At 72.3% G+C, this 13533-nt stretch carries 12 protein-coding genes; 6 read left to right on the top strand and 6 right to left on the bottom strand.

The window, feature by feature from the left end; translation table 11 throughout:
- Position 1: 1 nt before the first annotated feature.
- Positions 2 to 2218 carry an acyl-CoA dehydrogenase gene (locus FLW16_RS32405; RefSeq protein WP_142563939.1) on the bottom strand — a complete coding sequence of 739 codons (2217 nt, stop codon included), beginning with the start codon at positions 2216 to 2218 and terminating at the stop codon, positions 2 to 4.
- 6 nt (positions 2219 to 2224) lie between these two features.
- Positions 2225 to 3397, bottom strand: coding sequence for a steroid 3-ketoacyl-CoA thiolase (locus tag FLW16_RS32400; protein ID WP_142563938.1), 1173 nt, complete (start codon positions 3395 to 3397; stop codon positions 2225 to 2227).
- 359 nt (positions 3398 to 3756) lie between these two features.
- Between FLW16_RS32400 and FLW16_RS32395 the strand changes: the two genes are divergently transcribed.
- Entirely contained in the window at positions 3757 to 4689 is a 933-nt protein-coding gene (locus FLW16_RS32395) for a 3-oxoacyl-ACP reductase (protein WP_142563937.1), read from the top strand.
- Positions 4690 to 4738: 49 nt separating this feature from the next.
- On the opposite strand, the gene FLW16_RS32390 is transcribed toward FLW16_RS32395, so the two are convergent.
- Entirely contained in the window at positions 4739 to 5515 is a 777-nt protein-coding gene (locus FLW16_RS32390; protein ID WP_142563936.1) for an SDR family oxidoreductase, read from the bottom strand.
- A gap of 266 nt (positions 5516 to 5781) precedes the next feature.
- Entirely contained in the window at positions 5782 to 6399 is a 618-nt protein-coding gene (locus FLW16_RS32385) for a TetR family transcriptional regulator (RefSeq protein ID WP_139572198.1), read from the bottom strand.
- Positions 6400 to 6557: 158 nt separating this feature from the next.
- Between FLW16_RS32385 and FLW16_RS32380 the strand changes: the two genes are divergently transcribed.
- Entirely contained in the window at positions 6558 to 8090 is a 1533-nt protein-coding gene (locus FLW16_RS32380) for an FAD-binding protein (protein WP_142563935.1), read from the top strand.
- Between the two features lie 406 nt (positions 8091 to 8496).
- Here FLW16_RS32380 and hsaA read toward each other — a convergent pair whose 3' ends face one another.
- A complete protein-coding gene (hsaA, locus tag FLW16_RS32375) occupies positions 8497 to 9663 on the bottom strand; it encodes a 3-hydroxy-9,10-secoandrosta-1,3,5(10)-triene-9,17-dione monooxygenase oxygenase subunit (protein WP_142563934.1) in 1167 nt (388 codons plus the stop codon).
- A gap of 172 nt (positions 9664 to 9835) precedes the next feature.
- On the opposite strand from hsaA, the gene FLW16_RS32370 reads away from it, so the two are divergent.
- From FLW16_RS32370 to FLW16_RS32360, 3 genes are read left to right on the top strand one after another with little or no spacing between them, the layout of a single operon-like run.
- Entirely contained in the window at positions 9836 to 11005 is a 1170-nt protein-coding gene (locus FLW16_RS32370; RefSeq protein ID WP_142563933.1) for a Rieske 2Fe-2S domain-containing protein, read from the top strand.
- The gene (locus FLW16_RS32365) at positions 11002 to 11256 is read left to right on the top strand and encodes a ferredoxin (RefSeq protein ID WP_142563932.1); all 255 of its coding nucleotides are present in this window, start codon (positions 11002 to 11004) and stop codon (positions 11254 to 11256) included. The genes FLW16_RS32370 and FLW16_RS32365 overlap by 4 nt, the downstream gene beginning before the upstream one ends.
- Positions 11253 to 12050, top strand: coding sequence for an SDR family oxidoreductase (locus FLW16_RS32360; RefSeq protein ID WP_142563931.1), 798 nt, complete (start codon positions 11253 to 11255; stop codon positions 12048 to 12050). Before FLW16_RS32365 ends, FLW16_RS32360 begins: the two co-directional genes overlap by 4 nt.
- 14 nt (positions 12051 to 12064) lie before the next feature.
- Here FLW16_RS32360 and FLW16_RS32355 read toward each other — a convergent pair whose 3' ends face one another.
- Complete coding sequence (locus FLW16_RS32355) at positions 12065 to 12829, bottom strand: TetR/AcrR family transcriptional regulator (protein ID WP_142563930.1); 765 nt, start codon at positions 12827 to 12829, stop codon at positions 12065 to 12067.
- 112 nt (positions 12830 to 12941) lie between these two features.
- Here FLW16_RS32355 and FLW16_RS32350 point away from each other — a divergent pair, with 112 nt between their 5' ends.
- On the top strand, positions 12942 to 13532 hold the full coding sequence (locus FLW16_RS32350; RefSeq protein WP_142563929.1) for an NADPH-dependent FMN reductase: 591 nt from the start codon (positions 12942 to 12944) through the stop codon (positions 13530 to 13532).
- The last annotated feature ends 1 nt before the right edge of the window (position 13533 follow it).

Here is a 13533-nt window from a genome sequence, read left to right as displayed (position 1 = left end):
CTCATGCTTTGACCTCGGGATCGCGAGGCAGCCCGAGCAGGCGCTCACCGATGATGTTGAGCTGCACGTCGGTGGTGCCCCCGGCGATGGACATGCAGCGGGAGCTGAGGAAGCGCAGCGTGGGGTCGGACCTCTGGTCCATCCCCTCTCCGGTCAGGGAGTCCGGGCCGATCCAGTCCATGGCGGTCTCCCAGACCTCCTGCACGTGCTCGACGCCGATCAGCTTGGCCACGCTGGACTCCGCGCCGGGCTGCTGCCCGGTCAGCGACCGCAGTGTGGTCCGCAGCGCGAACAGCGCGCCGGACTGGGCGTCACAGAGGATGCCGCCGAGCCGGGTCAGCCGCTCGTCGTCCGTCTCGTCCGGCCGTTCCGCGGCGATGTGCAGCAGCGCCTCGCCACCGCTGCCGAGCGAGGAGTCGTGCGACAGCGGGACCCGCTCGTTGGCCAGCGTCGTGCGGGCCAGCTTCCAGCCGTCACCCGGCCGCGCGACGAGCATCTCGTCGGGGATGAACACGTCGTCGAGGAACACCTCGTTGAACAGCGTCTCGCCGGTCAGCTCGCGCAGCGGCCGGATGTCGATGCCGGGGCTGGACATGTCGAGCAGGAAGTAGGACAGGCCCTTGTGCTTGGGCGCCTCCGGGTCGGTGCGGGCCAGCAGGATGCCCCACTGCGCCTGGCGGGCCATCGATGTCCAGACCTTCTGGCCGTTGATCTTCCAGCCGCCCTCCACCTTCTCGGCCCGGGTGGTCAGGGCCGCGAGGTCGGAACCCGCGCCCGGCTCGCTGAACAGCTGGCACCACACCAGGTCGCCGCGCAGCGTCTGCGGCAGGAACCGCCCCTGCTGCTCGGGGCTGCCGTGCGCGATCAGGGTCGGCACCACCCAGGCGCCGATGACCATGTCGGCCGCGCGCAGCCCGGCGGCCCGCATCTCCTCGGCGATCACGAGCTGGGTGACCGCGTCGGCGCCCTTCCCCCAGGGCTCGGGCAGGTGCGGGGCGGTGTAGCCGTGCTCGGCCAGGTACCTCAGCCGGTCGCGGCCGTCCAGGTCGAGCGCCGGCCGCAGCTCGGCGCGCACCTCCGCCCGGACCCGCTCGGCCTCCGGCGGCAGCTCGACGCCGAGCTCGCGGCGTACGCCGTCCAGCGTGAGCCGGGCCACCCTGCGGCGCCACCACGAGACCGAGCCGAGCGTGATGCGCAGCGTCTGCGCCCGGCGCAGGTACAGGCCGGCGTCGTGCTCCCAGGTGAAGCCGATGCCGCCGAGCGTCTGGATGCAGTCCTTGGTGACGGAGAAGGCCGCCTCCACGCTGGTCGCCCCGGCGACCGCCGCGGCCAGCGCCGCCTCCCCGGCAGAAGCGCCGGCCTCACCGAGACGGACGCTGTCGAGAGCCCGGGCCGCGTCCCAGGCGCACACCCGCGCCTGCTCGGCCCGGGTCAGCATGCGGGCGCAGCGGTGCTTGACGCCCTGGAACTGGCCGATCGGACGGCCGAACTGGTGGCGCACCTTCGCGTACTCGGCGGCGGTGGAGGTGGCCCAGTCGGCCAGGCCGGACGCCTCGGCCGCGAACAGAGAGGCGGCCAGGTCGAATACGGCACCGTCGGAGAGGCCGACCAGCACGTCGGCCGCCGGGACGGCGACGCCGGCGGCGCGCACCCGCGACGGGCGGCAGGTCAGGTCGTGGCCGGGCAGGTCCTCGGTCTCCACCGCCTCGCGCGGCAGCACGACCCAGGCCGTGCCGGTCCCGTCGGCGGCGGGCAGCACGAACAGGTCGGCGACGTGGCCGCCGATGACCGGCTCGGAGACCCCGGAGACCACGGCCTCCCCGCCGGCGCCCCGGGTGAGGGTGAGCCCGCCGGGCCGGAGGCCGACCGCGGCGGTCTTCTCCCCGCCGGCCAGCGCCGCGAGGTGGGCCGTGTGCCCGGCGCGGGCCAGCACGGCGCCCGCGAGGACCGTGGGCAGGAACGGCCCGGGGACCATCGCCCGACCCAGCTCCTCCACCACGACGGCGAGTTCGAGCAGGCCTGAGCCCGCTCCGCCGGCCTCCTCGGGCAGGTGCAGCCCGAGCAGGCCCTGCTCGGCCAGCAGGGGCCAGAACTTCGGCAGCTCCTCGTGTTCGGCGTCCACCGCCTGCCGCACCACGGCCGGCGTCACGTGCCGGGCCGCGAAGGCGCGTACGGCGTCGCGCAGGTCGCGCTGCTCGTCGGTCAGTCCGATCGACATGCTTCCTCAGATCCGTTCGATGATCGTGGCCGTGGCGTGGGCGCCGCCCGCGCACATGGTGACCAGGGCCGTCGAGCCGCCGGTGCGCTCCAGCTCGTACACCGCCTGGGTGAGCAGGCGGGAGCCGGTGGAGCCGACGGCGTGGCCGAGCGCGATCGCACCGCCGTTCACGTTGACCTTGCCCATGTCGGCGTCGAGCTCCCGCGCCCAGGAGAGCACGACCGAGGCGAACGCCTCGTTGATCTCGACGAGGTCGAGGTCGGCCAGCTTCATGCCCGCCTTCCTCAGCACCTGCCGGGTCGCGTCGATCGGGCCGTCGAGGTGGTAGTAGGGGTCGGAGCCGACCATGCCGGAGGCGACGATGCGCGCCCGCGGGCGCAGGCCGAGCTCGCGCGCCCGGCCGGCGCTCATCAGCAGCACGCCGGCCGCGCCGTCGCTGATCTGCGAGGAGTTGCCCGCGGTGTGGATGCCCTCCGGCATCACCGGCTGCAACCTCCCCAGGGCCTCCATGCCGGTGTCGCGCAGCCCCTGGTCCCTGGTGACGACGGCGGTCTCTCCCGTCGGGCCCTCGGGTCCCATCACGGGCGCCTCGACCGCGAGGACCTGCCCGTCGAACCTGCCTTCCGCCCACGCCCGCGCCGCGCGCCGCTGGGAGCGCAGGCCGAATGCGTCGGCGTCCTCACGGGTGATGCCGCGCCGCCGCACGATCCGCTCGGCCGCGGTGAACTGGTCGGGCATGTCCAGCGACCAGGACGGCGGGAACGGGCTGCCGGCCTCCGGGGTGACCGCCGCGCCGAGGAAGACCCGGCTCATCGCCTCGACGCCGCAGCCGATGCCGACGTCGATGGCGCCGGCCGCGATCAGTCCGGCCACCAGGTGGACCGCCTGCTGGCCGGATCCGCACGCGCAGTCGATCGACGTGCAGGCCGTGCCGTACGGCAGGCCGGCGTGCAGCCACGCCTGGCGGGTGACGTTGTTGGCCTGCTCCCCCGCCTGGGTGACGCAGCCGCCGATCACCTGCTCGATCGTCTCGGCGGCGAGGCCGCTGCGCTCGATCAGGCCCCGGTGCACCGCGCCGAGCAGCTCGGCCGGGTGCAGCCCGGACAGGACGCCGTAGCGCTTGCCGACCGGTGTGCGCACCGCGTCGACGATGACAGCCTCAGTGACGGCTTCAGCCATCGTTCCTCCTGGTAGTTGACAGAACGTTCTTGGCCCGGCGGTACTCGGCCTTGCCGCTGGACGAGCGCTCGACCACGGCGGGGGGTGTCGCGGACCAGGGCGAGGCGTTCGGGGACCGCCTCGGCGACGGCCTCGAACAGGGATGCCACGTTCAGCGTCATGGGAGGAGGCTAGAAATCATTTCTGTTCCGGGCAACGGCCCAGTCCCGCTCAGTGGTGCCGCCGATCGCTTACCGCACAGCATGAAGCCCATCCTTGTGCCACTGGGCGGGATGCGCACGACCACAGACATCCCGACGAGTTAAAACCAGAATACATACTAGTTTTGGCACGATCACCGAGTGAGCGGGAGCGCGCAGATGAGCTCGAACACGAGTCTGGAGAACAGGACCGCCGTCGTCACCGGCGCGGGAGCGGGGCTGGGCCGCAGCGAGGCCCTCGCCCTCGCCGAAGGCGGCGCGAACGTCGTCGTCAACGACGTCGGCCCGGCCGCCGAGGACGTCGCGGCCGAGATCAGGGCGCTCGGCCGCAAGGCCGTCGCGGTGACGGGCGACATCGGCGACTGGTCCATGGGCGACCGCCTCGTCCAGACGGCCGTGGACACCTTCGGCGGTCTGGACATCGTGGTGAACAACGCCGGCGTGCTGCGCGACAAGATGCTGTTCAACCTGACCGAGTCCGACTGGGACGACGTCATCCGCGTCCACCTCAAGGGACACGCCGTGCTGTCGCGCGCCGCCGCGGTCCACTGGCGGGCGGCGAGCAAGGCCGCCGGCGGCCCGGTCTACGGCCGCGTGATCAACACCTCGTCCGAGGCGTTCCTGTTCGGATCGGCCGGCCAGCCGAACTACTCCGCCGCCAAGGCCGGCATCGTCGCGCTCACCCTGTCGACCGCCCAGGGCCTGTCGCGCTACGGCGTGCGGGCCAACGCGATCTGCCCCCGGGCCCGTACGGGCATGACGGCGCACGTGTTCGGCGACGGCGGCGCGGTGGGCGGGCTGGACACCCTCGCCCCCGAGCGGGTGGCCACGTTCGTCGCCTACCTCGCCTCCCCCGCGTCGGAGGAGATCACCGGCCAGGTGTTCGTGGTGTACGGCGACATGGTGGCCCTCATGGCGGCCCCGACCGTGGAGCGCAAGTTCACCGCCGCCGACGGCGTGTTCTCGGTTGAGGAGCTGGACGCGCAGGTCACCGCGCACTTCCATGGGCGGGACCCGTACCGGACCTACGCGGCCTACTCGGTGGCGCAGCTCGACACCACGGGCGTGCACAACAACGCGGCCGCGAAGTGACAGACGCGGGGCCGCCGCGAACGCCCGCGGCGGCCCCGCACCGAAGCGTTCAGTACACCTCGGAGCCGCGCAGTGTGGCCTCGGCGCCGCCGTCCACGAAGATGATCTGCCCGGCCATGTGGGAGTTCTCCGGGCTCACCAGCCAGCGCAGCGCGTCGGCCACGACCTCGGGCTCGGCGTAGCCGTTCAGCGGCATCGGCACCGCCCGGTCCATGATCTTCCGCATCGTCTCGTCCTCGAACAGGGGCGCCGACATCGGGGTCAGCACGACACCTGGCGCCACCGCGTTGAGCGGGATGCCGCATCCGGCCCACTCCGGCGACACGGCCCGGGCACGCAGCCAGCGGACCAGGGCGGACTTCGAGGAGGGATAGAGCAGCCGGCCCTCGCCGCGCTCGACCGCCTCCCCGGCCAGGGCGACCGCTCGCGGCTCGTCGCCGTCGAGGCAGGCGCGGACCACCCCGGGGTCGGCGGGCTGGGTGGCGGCGATCGAGGCCACCGCGGCGGCGCGGGGCCGCTCCGCCCGGGCGAGCGCCGGGCGCAGCCCCTCCAGGATCGCGGTCACGCCGAAGAAGTTGACGGTGACCGTGCTCACCGTCACCCCTGAGACGCCGGCGCAGGCCACGACGCCGTCCAGCGCGCCGTCCGCCCTGTTCAGCACCGACTGCACCGCGAGCGCCCGCCCGTCCGGCGTGGACAGGTCGGCGCACACGTCGGCGTCCTTGAGATCGACGCCGATCACCTCGTCGCCGCGAGCTCGCAGCGAGGCCGCGAGGGCCCTGCCGATGCCCGAGGCCGACCCGGTCACCGCGATCTTCCGTGTCACGTCGTCGCTCCTTGTCGAAGGGGGCGCGTCAGGTTCCGGAGCCGCCGTCGACACGGAGGTTCGCACCCGTGAGATATCCGCCGTCCGAGGAGGCCGCGAACGCGATCGCGGCCGCGACCACGGCCCGCTCGTCCGTCACGCCGGACCGCGGTGGCCCGCCCGATCCCCGAGGCGGCACCGGTGAGCACGACTCTCACGCCCTCGAAACGGTTCATGGCGCCGCACGCTACCGACGGGCGGGACGAGACGGCCGGGCGGCGTCCCGGTCAGCGGGAGGCGGCGTTGGAGCGGGGCGCGAGCAGCAGCCGGCAGGCGATCCGGATGTCGCTTTCTGTGTCGGGGACCGACGCCCGGCCGTTCAGGCTCGACTGCAGCACGCCATACCAGCACTGCATGAGCAGCCGGATCAGCGTGACGTCCATGACGGTCGGCTCCTGGATGCCGAGCGTGCGCAGGACGATCTGCCGGAACGTCATGTCGATCCGGCCGGCGTCGGCCACCGCGGCGGCGTTGGCGGAGTTGGCCGACTGCAGCATCGCGGTGGCGAGCGCGGGGCGGCGCAGCAACTGCCTGCTGGCCAGCACGAGCACGTCGGCGACGGCGTCCTCCGGCGCGGTGCCCGGCTTCGGCTGCGGGACGCTCTCGTCGAACCGGTCGATCTGCTCGGCCATCACGGCGGTGAACAGGTGGGTCTTCGAGGGGAAGTACCGGTACAGCGTGGCGATCGCCACCCCGGCCTCCTTGGCCACCTCGTGCATCTGGACGCGCTCGAGGCCCTTCTCCGCGCCCATCCGGGCGGCGGCGCGCAGGATGCGCAGATGCCGGGCCCGCTGCTCCGGCGAGTTGGGCTCCGCCGGCGCCCTGACCTCGGCGATCCTCGGCACGTCTCCCCCTGACCGTTCGTGTGTCGCAACGACGATACACAGCCGTGTGGGCCTGCCTGCCACTGGTCCATACCACTCAGTGGGATGAGCCGGCCTGGTGCGCCTCCTGCTGCGCTTGCCTGTACGCCACCACTGTCAGGGACGACGGGAGGACGGGCATGGCGGCGCAGTCGTGGGACGACGAGTACGACGTGGTGGTGGCCGGTTCCGGCGCGGGAGCCATGACCGGCGCGCTGACGGCGGCGGCGGGCGGGCTGCGCACGGTCGTGCTGGAGAAGACGGCGCTGCTCGGCGGCACGTCCGCCTACTCCGGCGCGGCCGTCTGGCTGCCCGGCACGCAGGTGCAGCGCCGCGCCGGGATCGGCGACTCGGCGGAGTCGGCCCGCGCCTACCTCGTCGCGCTGCTGGGCGAGGCGGAGGCCGACCGGCGGGAGGCGTTCCTCGCGACCGCGCCCGAGGTGGCCGAGTTCCTGGAGCGCGACCCGGCGGTCGAGTTCGAGTGGCGGGCCTTTCCCGACTACTTCCCGGCGCCGGGGCGGCTCGACGCGGGTCGCTCGTTCGTGCCGCTCGATCTGCCGGCCGAGCGGCTCGGCGACCTCGCCGCCCTGGTCCGGCCTGCCGTCGACCGCGACCGCGCGGGCCTGGGCCACGCCGAGGGACCGCTGTCGGCCGGGCGGGCGCTGATCGGCCGCCTGCTGCTCGCTTTCACGAACACCGGCAACGGCACCGTGCGCACCGGCACCGCGCTCACCCGGCTCGTGGTCGAGGACGGCCGGGTGACGGGCGTGGAGGCCGCGACCGCCGGCGGGACCGTACGGCTGCGCGCCGCGAGGGGCGTCCTGCTGGCCGCCGGCGGATTCGAGGGCGACGCCGCGATGCGCGCCGAGCACGGCGTCCCGGGAACCGCCGAGTGGTCGATGGCCCCTGCGGGCGCGAACACCGGCGACCCGATCAGGGCCGCCGCCGCGATCGGCGCGGCCACCGGTCTCATGGACGAGGCGTGGTGGTGCCCGGGCGTGGCGCTGCCGGACGGCCGCGCCGCCTTCACCCTGGGCTTCCACGGCGGACTCATGGTCGACGCGTCGGGCCGCAGGTTCGCCAACGAGTCGCTGCCCTACGACCGCATGGGCCGCGCGATGACGGCGGCGCCCGGCCGTGTGCCGGCCCATCTGATCTTCGACTCCCGTTTCCGCGGGCGGCTCCCGGCGATCTCGCTGCCGGGACGCCCCACCGACGAGCATCTCGAGGCCGGCACCTGGGTGCGCGCCGAGAGCCTGCCCGAGCTGGCGGAACTGATCGGCGTGCCGGGCGAGGCGCTCACCGGCACCGTCGAGCGGTTCAACGGCTTCGCCGAGACCGGCGTGGACGAGGACTTCCACCGCGGCGAGGACCCCTACGACCTGTTCTTCGCGGGCAGGTCGGCAGACCGGCCGAACCCCTGCCTGGTCCCGGTCGACACGCCGCCCTACTACGCCGCCCGGGTGGTGCTCAGCGACCTCGGCACCAAGGGCGGCCTGCGCACCGACCCCGACGGACGGGTGCTCGACGGGGCCGGGCGAGCGATCCCCGGCCTGTACGCCGCGGGCAACACCAGCGCCTCGTTCTCCGGGCGCCGCTACCCCGGCCCCGGTGTCCCTATCGGCTCGGCCGTGGTCTTCGCCTACCGGGCCGTGCGGGACATGGCACGTTGAAAGGACCACTGATGCCACTCCCCCGATCACGCATCAGGGCGCTCTCCCTGGCCGTCCTGACCACCGCTGCGATCATGCGGCTGGCCGGTGATCAGCTGGGCGCACGGCACGACCGGTACGGCCGATCCGGCGATCAAGCCGCAGGAAACTGGTCATCGACGGGGTGAAGCCGCTGCTCGACGCGGCGCGCACGGGGTGCATGGACCAGGTGCGGGCGGTCGCGGCGGACACGACCGTGAACAGCGTGTTCCGCCCGGGCGCCGACACCGCGGCTCGGTTGCGGCCTCGTTCGACGACGCGCTGGCGTTCGCGCGGACGATCCTCGCCGGGGGAACACCCGCGTCCACCTGCTGACGGTTGTGACAAGGGGCCCGGACGCGGCGCGTCCGGGCCCCTCATCCGTCCGTCAGATCAGGTTGTCCTCGACGGCCAGGCCGAACTCGCCCTTGCCGTACATCGCGAGGGCCCGCTCGACGTCGTTGGCCACGTGGACGCTGCCCGCGTGGGCGTCGCGCCAGGCCCGCTCGATGGGGTTGCCCCGGCTGAGGGAGTTGCCCCCGGCGGTCTTGAACAGGATGTCGATCGCCTCCAGCGCCCGCTCGGTGGCGCGCACCTGGTCCCTGCGCACCCGCAGCCGGAGCTCGGCCGGGATCGCCTCGCCCCGCACCGCGTGCTCGTACACCTCCCGCACGTTGCGGTCGGTCTGCAGGATCGCCGCGTCGATCTCCGACGCCGCCCGCGCGACGGCGACCTGCGCGAACTGGTCCTCGGCGAACCGGCCGCCGCCCAGGCTGAGCCGTACGCGGTCGCGCATCGCGGTCACGTACGACCGGTAGCAGCCGGCGGCCATCCCGATGACGGGGGCGGTGATCGTGGTGGTGAACACGGTGCCGAACGGGATGCGGAAGAGCGGGCCGGTGTTCACCTTCTGGCCGGGGCCGCGCAGCTGCGCCATCTCGTAGTTGCGCATCACGCGGTGCGCGGGCACGAAGGCGTCCTCGACGAGGATGTCGTTGCTGCCCGTGCCGCGCAGCCCGATGACGTCCCACACGTCCGCGATGAGGTAGTCGGAGCGGGGCACCAGCACGGTCATGAAGTCCACCGGCCTGCCCTGGTCGCCGAGGACGAGGCCGCCCACCATCGCCCACGACGCGTGCTCGCAGCCCGAGGAGAACCGCCACCGGCCGGACAGCCGATAGCCGCCCTCGACGGGAACGAGCCGTCCGACCGGCGCGTACGACGAGGAGATCAGCGCGTCCGGGTCGCTCCCCCACACCTCGTCCTGTGCGGCCTCCTCGAACAGGGCGAGCTGCCAGGGGTGCACGCCGAGCACGGCGACGGTCCAGCCGGTGGACCCGCACACCGCCGAGATCTCCCGGACCACCTCGTAGAAGCTCACCGGGTCGCCTTCCACGCCGCCGTACCTCTTGGGCTGCAGCATCCGGAAGACCCCGGCCTGGACCAGCTCCCTGATCGACTCCGCAGGGACCCGCCGGTCCTCATCGGTGGACCGGGCCCGTTCGGCGATCTTCGGCAGCAGCGCCCGAACCGCGTCCAGGACCTCGTTGCTCATCTGGGAGTCCTCCGTGTCACGCTCGTCGGTCAGATGCCGTCCATGATGGTGCGTGGCGCCGATGACCGCATGTCAGGACACTCCCGGCCAATGGGACTCGCCATCCGGCGGGCCGCCACAGCTCCTACGTTGGCGGACTGAGAGAACGTGCGTCCTGAAGGGTCGGATCAAGGTGACTGCAGTAGAAGCCGGGAACGACGACATCCGCAGAATCGAGGCGGAGGCGGTGCCCACTCGGTTCGCCCGGGGCTGGCACTGCCTGGGGCTGTCGGAGAAGTTCAAGGACGGCAAGCCGCACACGGTCAACGCCTTCGGCCAGAAGCTCGTGGTCTTCCAGAGCGGCGACGGCAGGATCAACGTGCTCGACGCCTACTGCCGGCACATGGGCGGGGATCTGTCGCAGGGCACGATCAAGGGCGACGAGATCGCCTGCCCGTTCCACGACTGGCGCTGGGGCGGCGACGGCCGCTGCAAGAAGATCCCCTACTCGCGCCGCGTCCCGCTGCGCGCCCGCACCGCCGCGTGGGCCACCATGGACCAGGACGGCCTGTTGTTCGTGTGGAACGACCCGGAGGGCAACCCGCCGCCGCCGGAGGTCACGATCCCCCGGATCGAGGGCGCGACACGGGACGACTGGACCGACTGGGTCTGGACCGAGACGATCGTGAACACCAACTGCCGCGAGGTCGTGGACAACGTCGTCGACATGGCGCACTTCTTCTACGTCCACTACTCGTTCCCGACGTACTTCAAGAACATCTTCGAGGGCCACGTCGCCACGCAGATCATGAAGGGCACCGGCCGCCAGGACACCCGCCCGCCCGCGAAGGACGGCGAGCCGAAGATGCTCGGCAACGACTCGGTGGCGTCGTACTTCGGGCCGTCGTTCATGATCGACGAGTTGACCTACCACTACGACACGATGGACATCGACTCGGTCCTGATCAACGCCCACTACCCGATCGACGCGACCTCGTTCGTGCTGCACTCGGGGATCATCGTGCAGCGCACCGACAAGCTCCCCGGGCCCGCGGCCGACGAGATGGCCAGGAGGATGAGCTCCTTCATCCTCAAGGGCTTCGACCAGGACGTGCAGATCTGGAAGAACAAGGCCCGCATCGACAACCCGCTGCTGTGCGAGGAGGACGGGCCGGTCTACCAGCTGCGCCGCTGGTACGAGCAGTTCTACGTGGACGTCGCCGACGTCAGGCCGGAGATGGTGGAGCGCTTCGAGTTCGAGCTCGACACCACCCGCCCGGTCAAGGCGTGGAAGAGGGAGGTCGAGGAGAACCTCGCCCGCAAGGCCGCGGAGCTTTCTGCGAGCACGGGCCGGCCCGCATGACGATCCGCCCCGACAACCGGCTGCTCGACGCGCCCATGCAGCCGCTGACCTGCAGACGGTGCGGCGCCGGCGTGGAGGTGCGCAAGGCGAGCTGGCACCAGACGAGCGTGCAGTGGAACGCCGACGCGGCCGGCACCTGCCAGGAGCGCCGCACCGCCGGAGCAGGGATCTTCTCCGGCTGCGCGGCGCTGCGGGACTCCATCGTCCAGGCCGCACTCGACGGCGAGATCGCCGTACCGGAGGAATCGTGATCGACAAGAACGTGTACGGCCCCTGGGCCGTCGTCGCGGGCGGATCCGAGGGAGTGGGCGCGTCGTTCGCCCATCGGCTCGCCGACGCCGGGTTCGACCTCGTGCTCATCGCCCGCAAGCCCGGGCCGCTGGCCGAGACGGCCGAGCAGGTCAGGGCCAAGGGCGTCGAGGCACGCACGCTGGAGCTCGACCTGACCGACCCGGGCGCGGTCAAGGCCGTCCGCTCGGTGACCGACGACGTCGAGGTGGGCCTGCTGATCTTCAACGCGGGCGCCAACAGCTACGGCCACGAGTTCGTGACCGGCGACCTCGACCGGGTGCGGGGGGTCGTCGACCTCAACATCACCGCCCAGCTCGCGCTCACCCATCACTTCGGCGCGCTGATGCGGGAGCGGCGCCGCGGCGGCATCATCCTGGTGGGCTCGCTCGCCGGATACATGGGCCAGGCGCAGATCAGCGTGTACTCGGCGGTCAAGGCGTTCAGCCGCGTCTTCGCCGAGGGTCTCTGGCTGGAGCTGGGCGAGCACGGCGTGCACGTTCTCGAACTCGTCCTCGGCGTCACCCGCACTCCGGCGATGGAGCGGGCGGGGCTGCGGATGGACCTGCCCGGGCTCAACGTGGCCGAGCCCGGCGACGTGGCGCGCGAGGGCCTGGAGCACCTCGCCGACGGCCCGGTCTGGATCGCGGGCGGCAACGAGGAGACGGCCCGCAAGCGGAGCGGCTTCCCCCGGGCCGAGATGGTCCGCAGAGCCCACGAGGCGACGAAGCGGATGATCCCCCCGCCCAGCTCCTGACCGCCTGTCTCGTGTCAGATCTTCAAGCGGGCGGCGATGCCGTCGAGGACGCTGTCCAGCCCCATCTCGAACTGCCAGTCGTCGTCGTCCTTCCTGACACCCTGGCGGATGTAGCGCTCGAACGCGGGATAACGGCCCGACTCCAGCAGCCACCTCATTCTGGACGAGTAGAGGCTGCGCAGGTCGTCCATCTTCTCCGCGCCCTCTTTGCGCATCAGCCTGTCCATCCTGATCCTGGCGGTGGTCGCCCCGGTGACGAACGCGCCGACCGTTCCGATGACGGTCATCGCCGTGTCGGCGTCGAGGCCGAGGCCGTCCAGCGACGCGAGCAGCCGGTCGGTGCGCGCGACGAAGTTGGGGGTCAACGGCCCGGTCTGGGCCGTGGTCTCCGACAGCCAGGGATGGCGCAGGATCAGGGCGCGCAGCCGCAGGGCGGACACGCGCAGGACCTCCCGCCAGTCGCGGCCCTCTCCGGTCTCCGCCTCCTCGGCGTAGACCGCGTCCACCATCAGCTCGATCACATCGTCCTTGCCGCGCACATAGCGGTAGAGGCCCATGGTGGCGACGCCGAGCCGCTCGGCCAGCCGGCGCATCGAGACCGCGTCGAGCCCCTCGGTGTCGGCGATCTCCACGGCCGCCGCGGCGATCTGCGCGTGGGTGAGCGCCGCACGGGGAGGCCGGGCGGGGCGCTCCATCCGCTGCCAGATGGACTCCTGGGCGCCGTCCCCTGTGCCGTCGGCGGTGCCGTCGGCAGTGTCGTCCGCTTTCTTCCCGGTCATCGTCGTGCTCCTCCCGGTTCGCTGTGTACATCGTACTCGGACTTGTACACCGTACGCATCTGCGCGTACGGTGTACTCGTTGCGTACGGCGTACTCACCGTGTGGAGGAACCATGCCCGGAGAAGACCGGCTCAATGTGGCGATGATCATCGGCAGCGTCCGGGACGGGAGGGTGGCGCCCCTCGTCGCGAACTGGTTCGCCGGTCAGGCGGAACGGCGCGACGACGTCGCGCTCGACGTGATCGACCTGGCCGAGACCCGGCTCCCCGACGGGATGCGCGGGCACTTCGGCGGCGAGAAGCCGGAGGAGGTCGTCGGACTCCGGCCCCGGGTGGAGGCCGCGGACGCCTTCGTCGTCGTGACCCCGGAGTACAACCGCAGCTTCCCCGCCGCGCTCAAACTGATGATCGACAGCTACCACCGGGAGTGGGCGGCCAAGCCCGTCGGGTTCGTCTGCTACGGCGGCATGTCCAGCGGCCTGCGGGCCGTCGAGCAGCTCCGGCTGGTCTTCGCCGAGCTGCACGCGGTGACGATCCGCGACTCCGTCGCCTTCCAGAGTCCCTGGACGCTGTTCGACGCGGAGGGCAACTGGCCGAAGGACCCCGCGGGCCCGGAGGGCGCCGCCAAGGTCATGCTCGACGAGCTCGTCTGGTTCGGCCGGGCCCTGCGCGACGCGCGCGCGGCTCGTCCGTACGGGGGCTGAG

This window comes from Microbispora sp. KK1-11, from assembly GCF_006874435.1.
In the GTDB taxonomy this organism is placed as follows: domain Bacteria; phylum Actinomycetota; class Actinomycetes; order Streptosporangiales; family Streptosporangiaceae; genus Microbispora; species Microbispora catharanthi.
The sequence above is the reverse complement of the archived record's forward strand: the minus strand, read 5'-3'. Positions and strand labels throughout refer to the sequence as shown.

Excerpts from the sequence above, each read along its gene's own strand:
- FLW16_RS32405 (WP_142563939.1), bottom strand. The coding sequence starts at position 2,218 with ATGTCGATCGGACTGACCGACGAGCAGCGCGACCTGCGCGACGCCGTA.
- FLW16_RS32400 (WP_142563938.1), bottom strand. The coding sequence starts at position 3,397 with ATGGCTGAAGCCGTCACTGAGGCTGTCATCGTCGACGCGGTGCGCACA.
- FLW16_RS32395 (WP_142563937.1), top strand. The coding sequence starts at position 3,757 with ATGAGCTCGAACACGAGTCTGGAGAACAGGACCGCCGTCGTCACCGGC.
- FLW16_RS32380 (WP_142563935.1), top strand. The coding sequence starts at position 6,558 with ATGGCGGCGCAGTCGTGGGACGACGAGTACGACGTGGTGGTGGCCGGT.
- hsaA (WP_142563934.1), bottom strand. The coding sequence starts at position 9,663 with ATGAGCAACGAGGTCCTGGACGCGGTTCGGGCGCTGCTGCCGAAGATC.
- FLW16_RS32365 (WP_142563932.1), top strand. The coding sequence starts at position 11,002 with ATGACGATCCGCCCCGACAACCGGCTGCTCGACGCGCCCATGCAGCCG.
- FLW16_RS32355 (WP_142563930.1), bottom strand. The coding sequence starts at position 12,829 with ATGACCGGGAAGAAAGCGGACGACACTGCCGACGGCACCGCCGACGGC.
- FLW16_RS32350 (WP_142563929.1), top strand. The coding sequence starts at position 12,942 with ATGCCCGGAGAAGACCGGCTCAATGTGGCGATGATCATCGGCAGCGTC.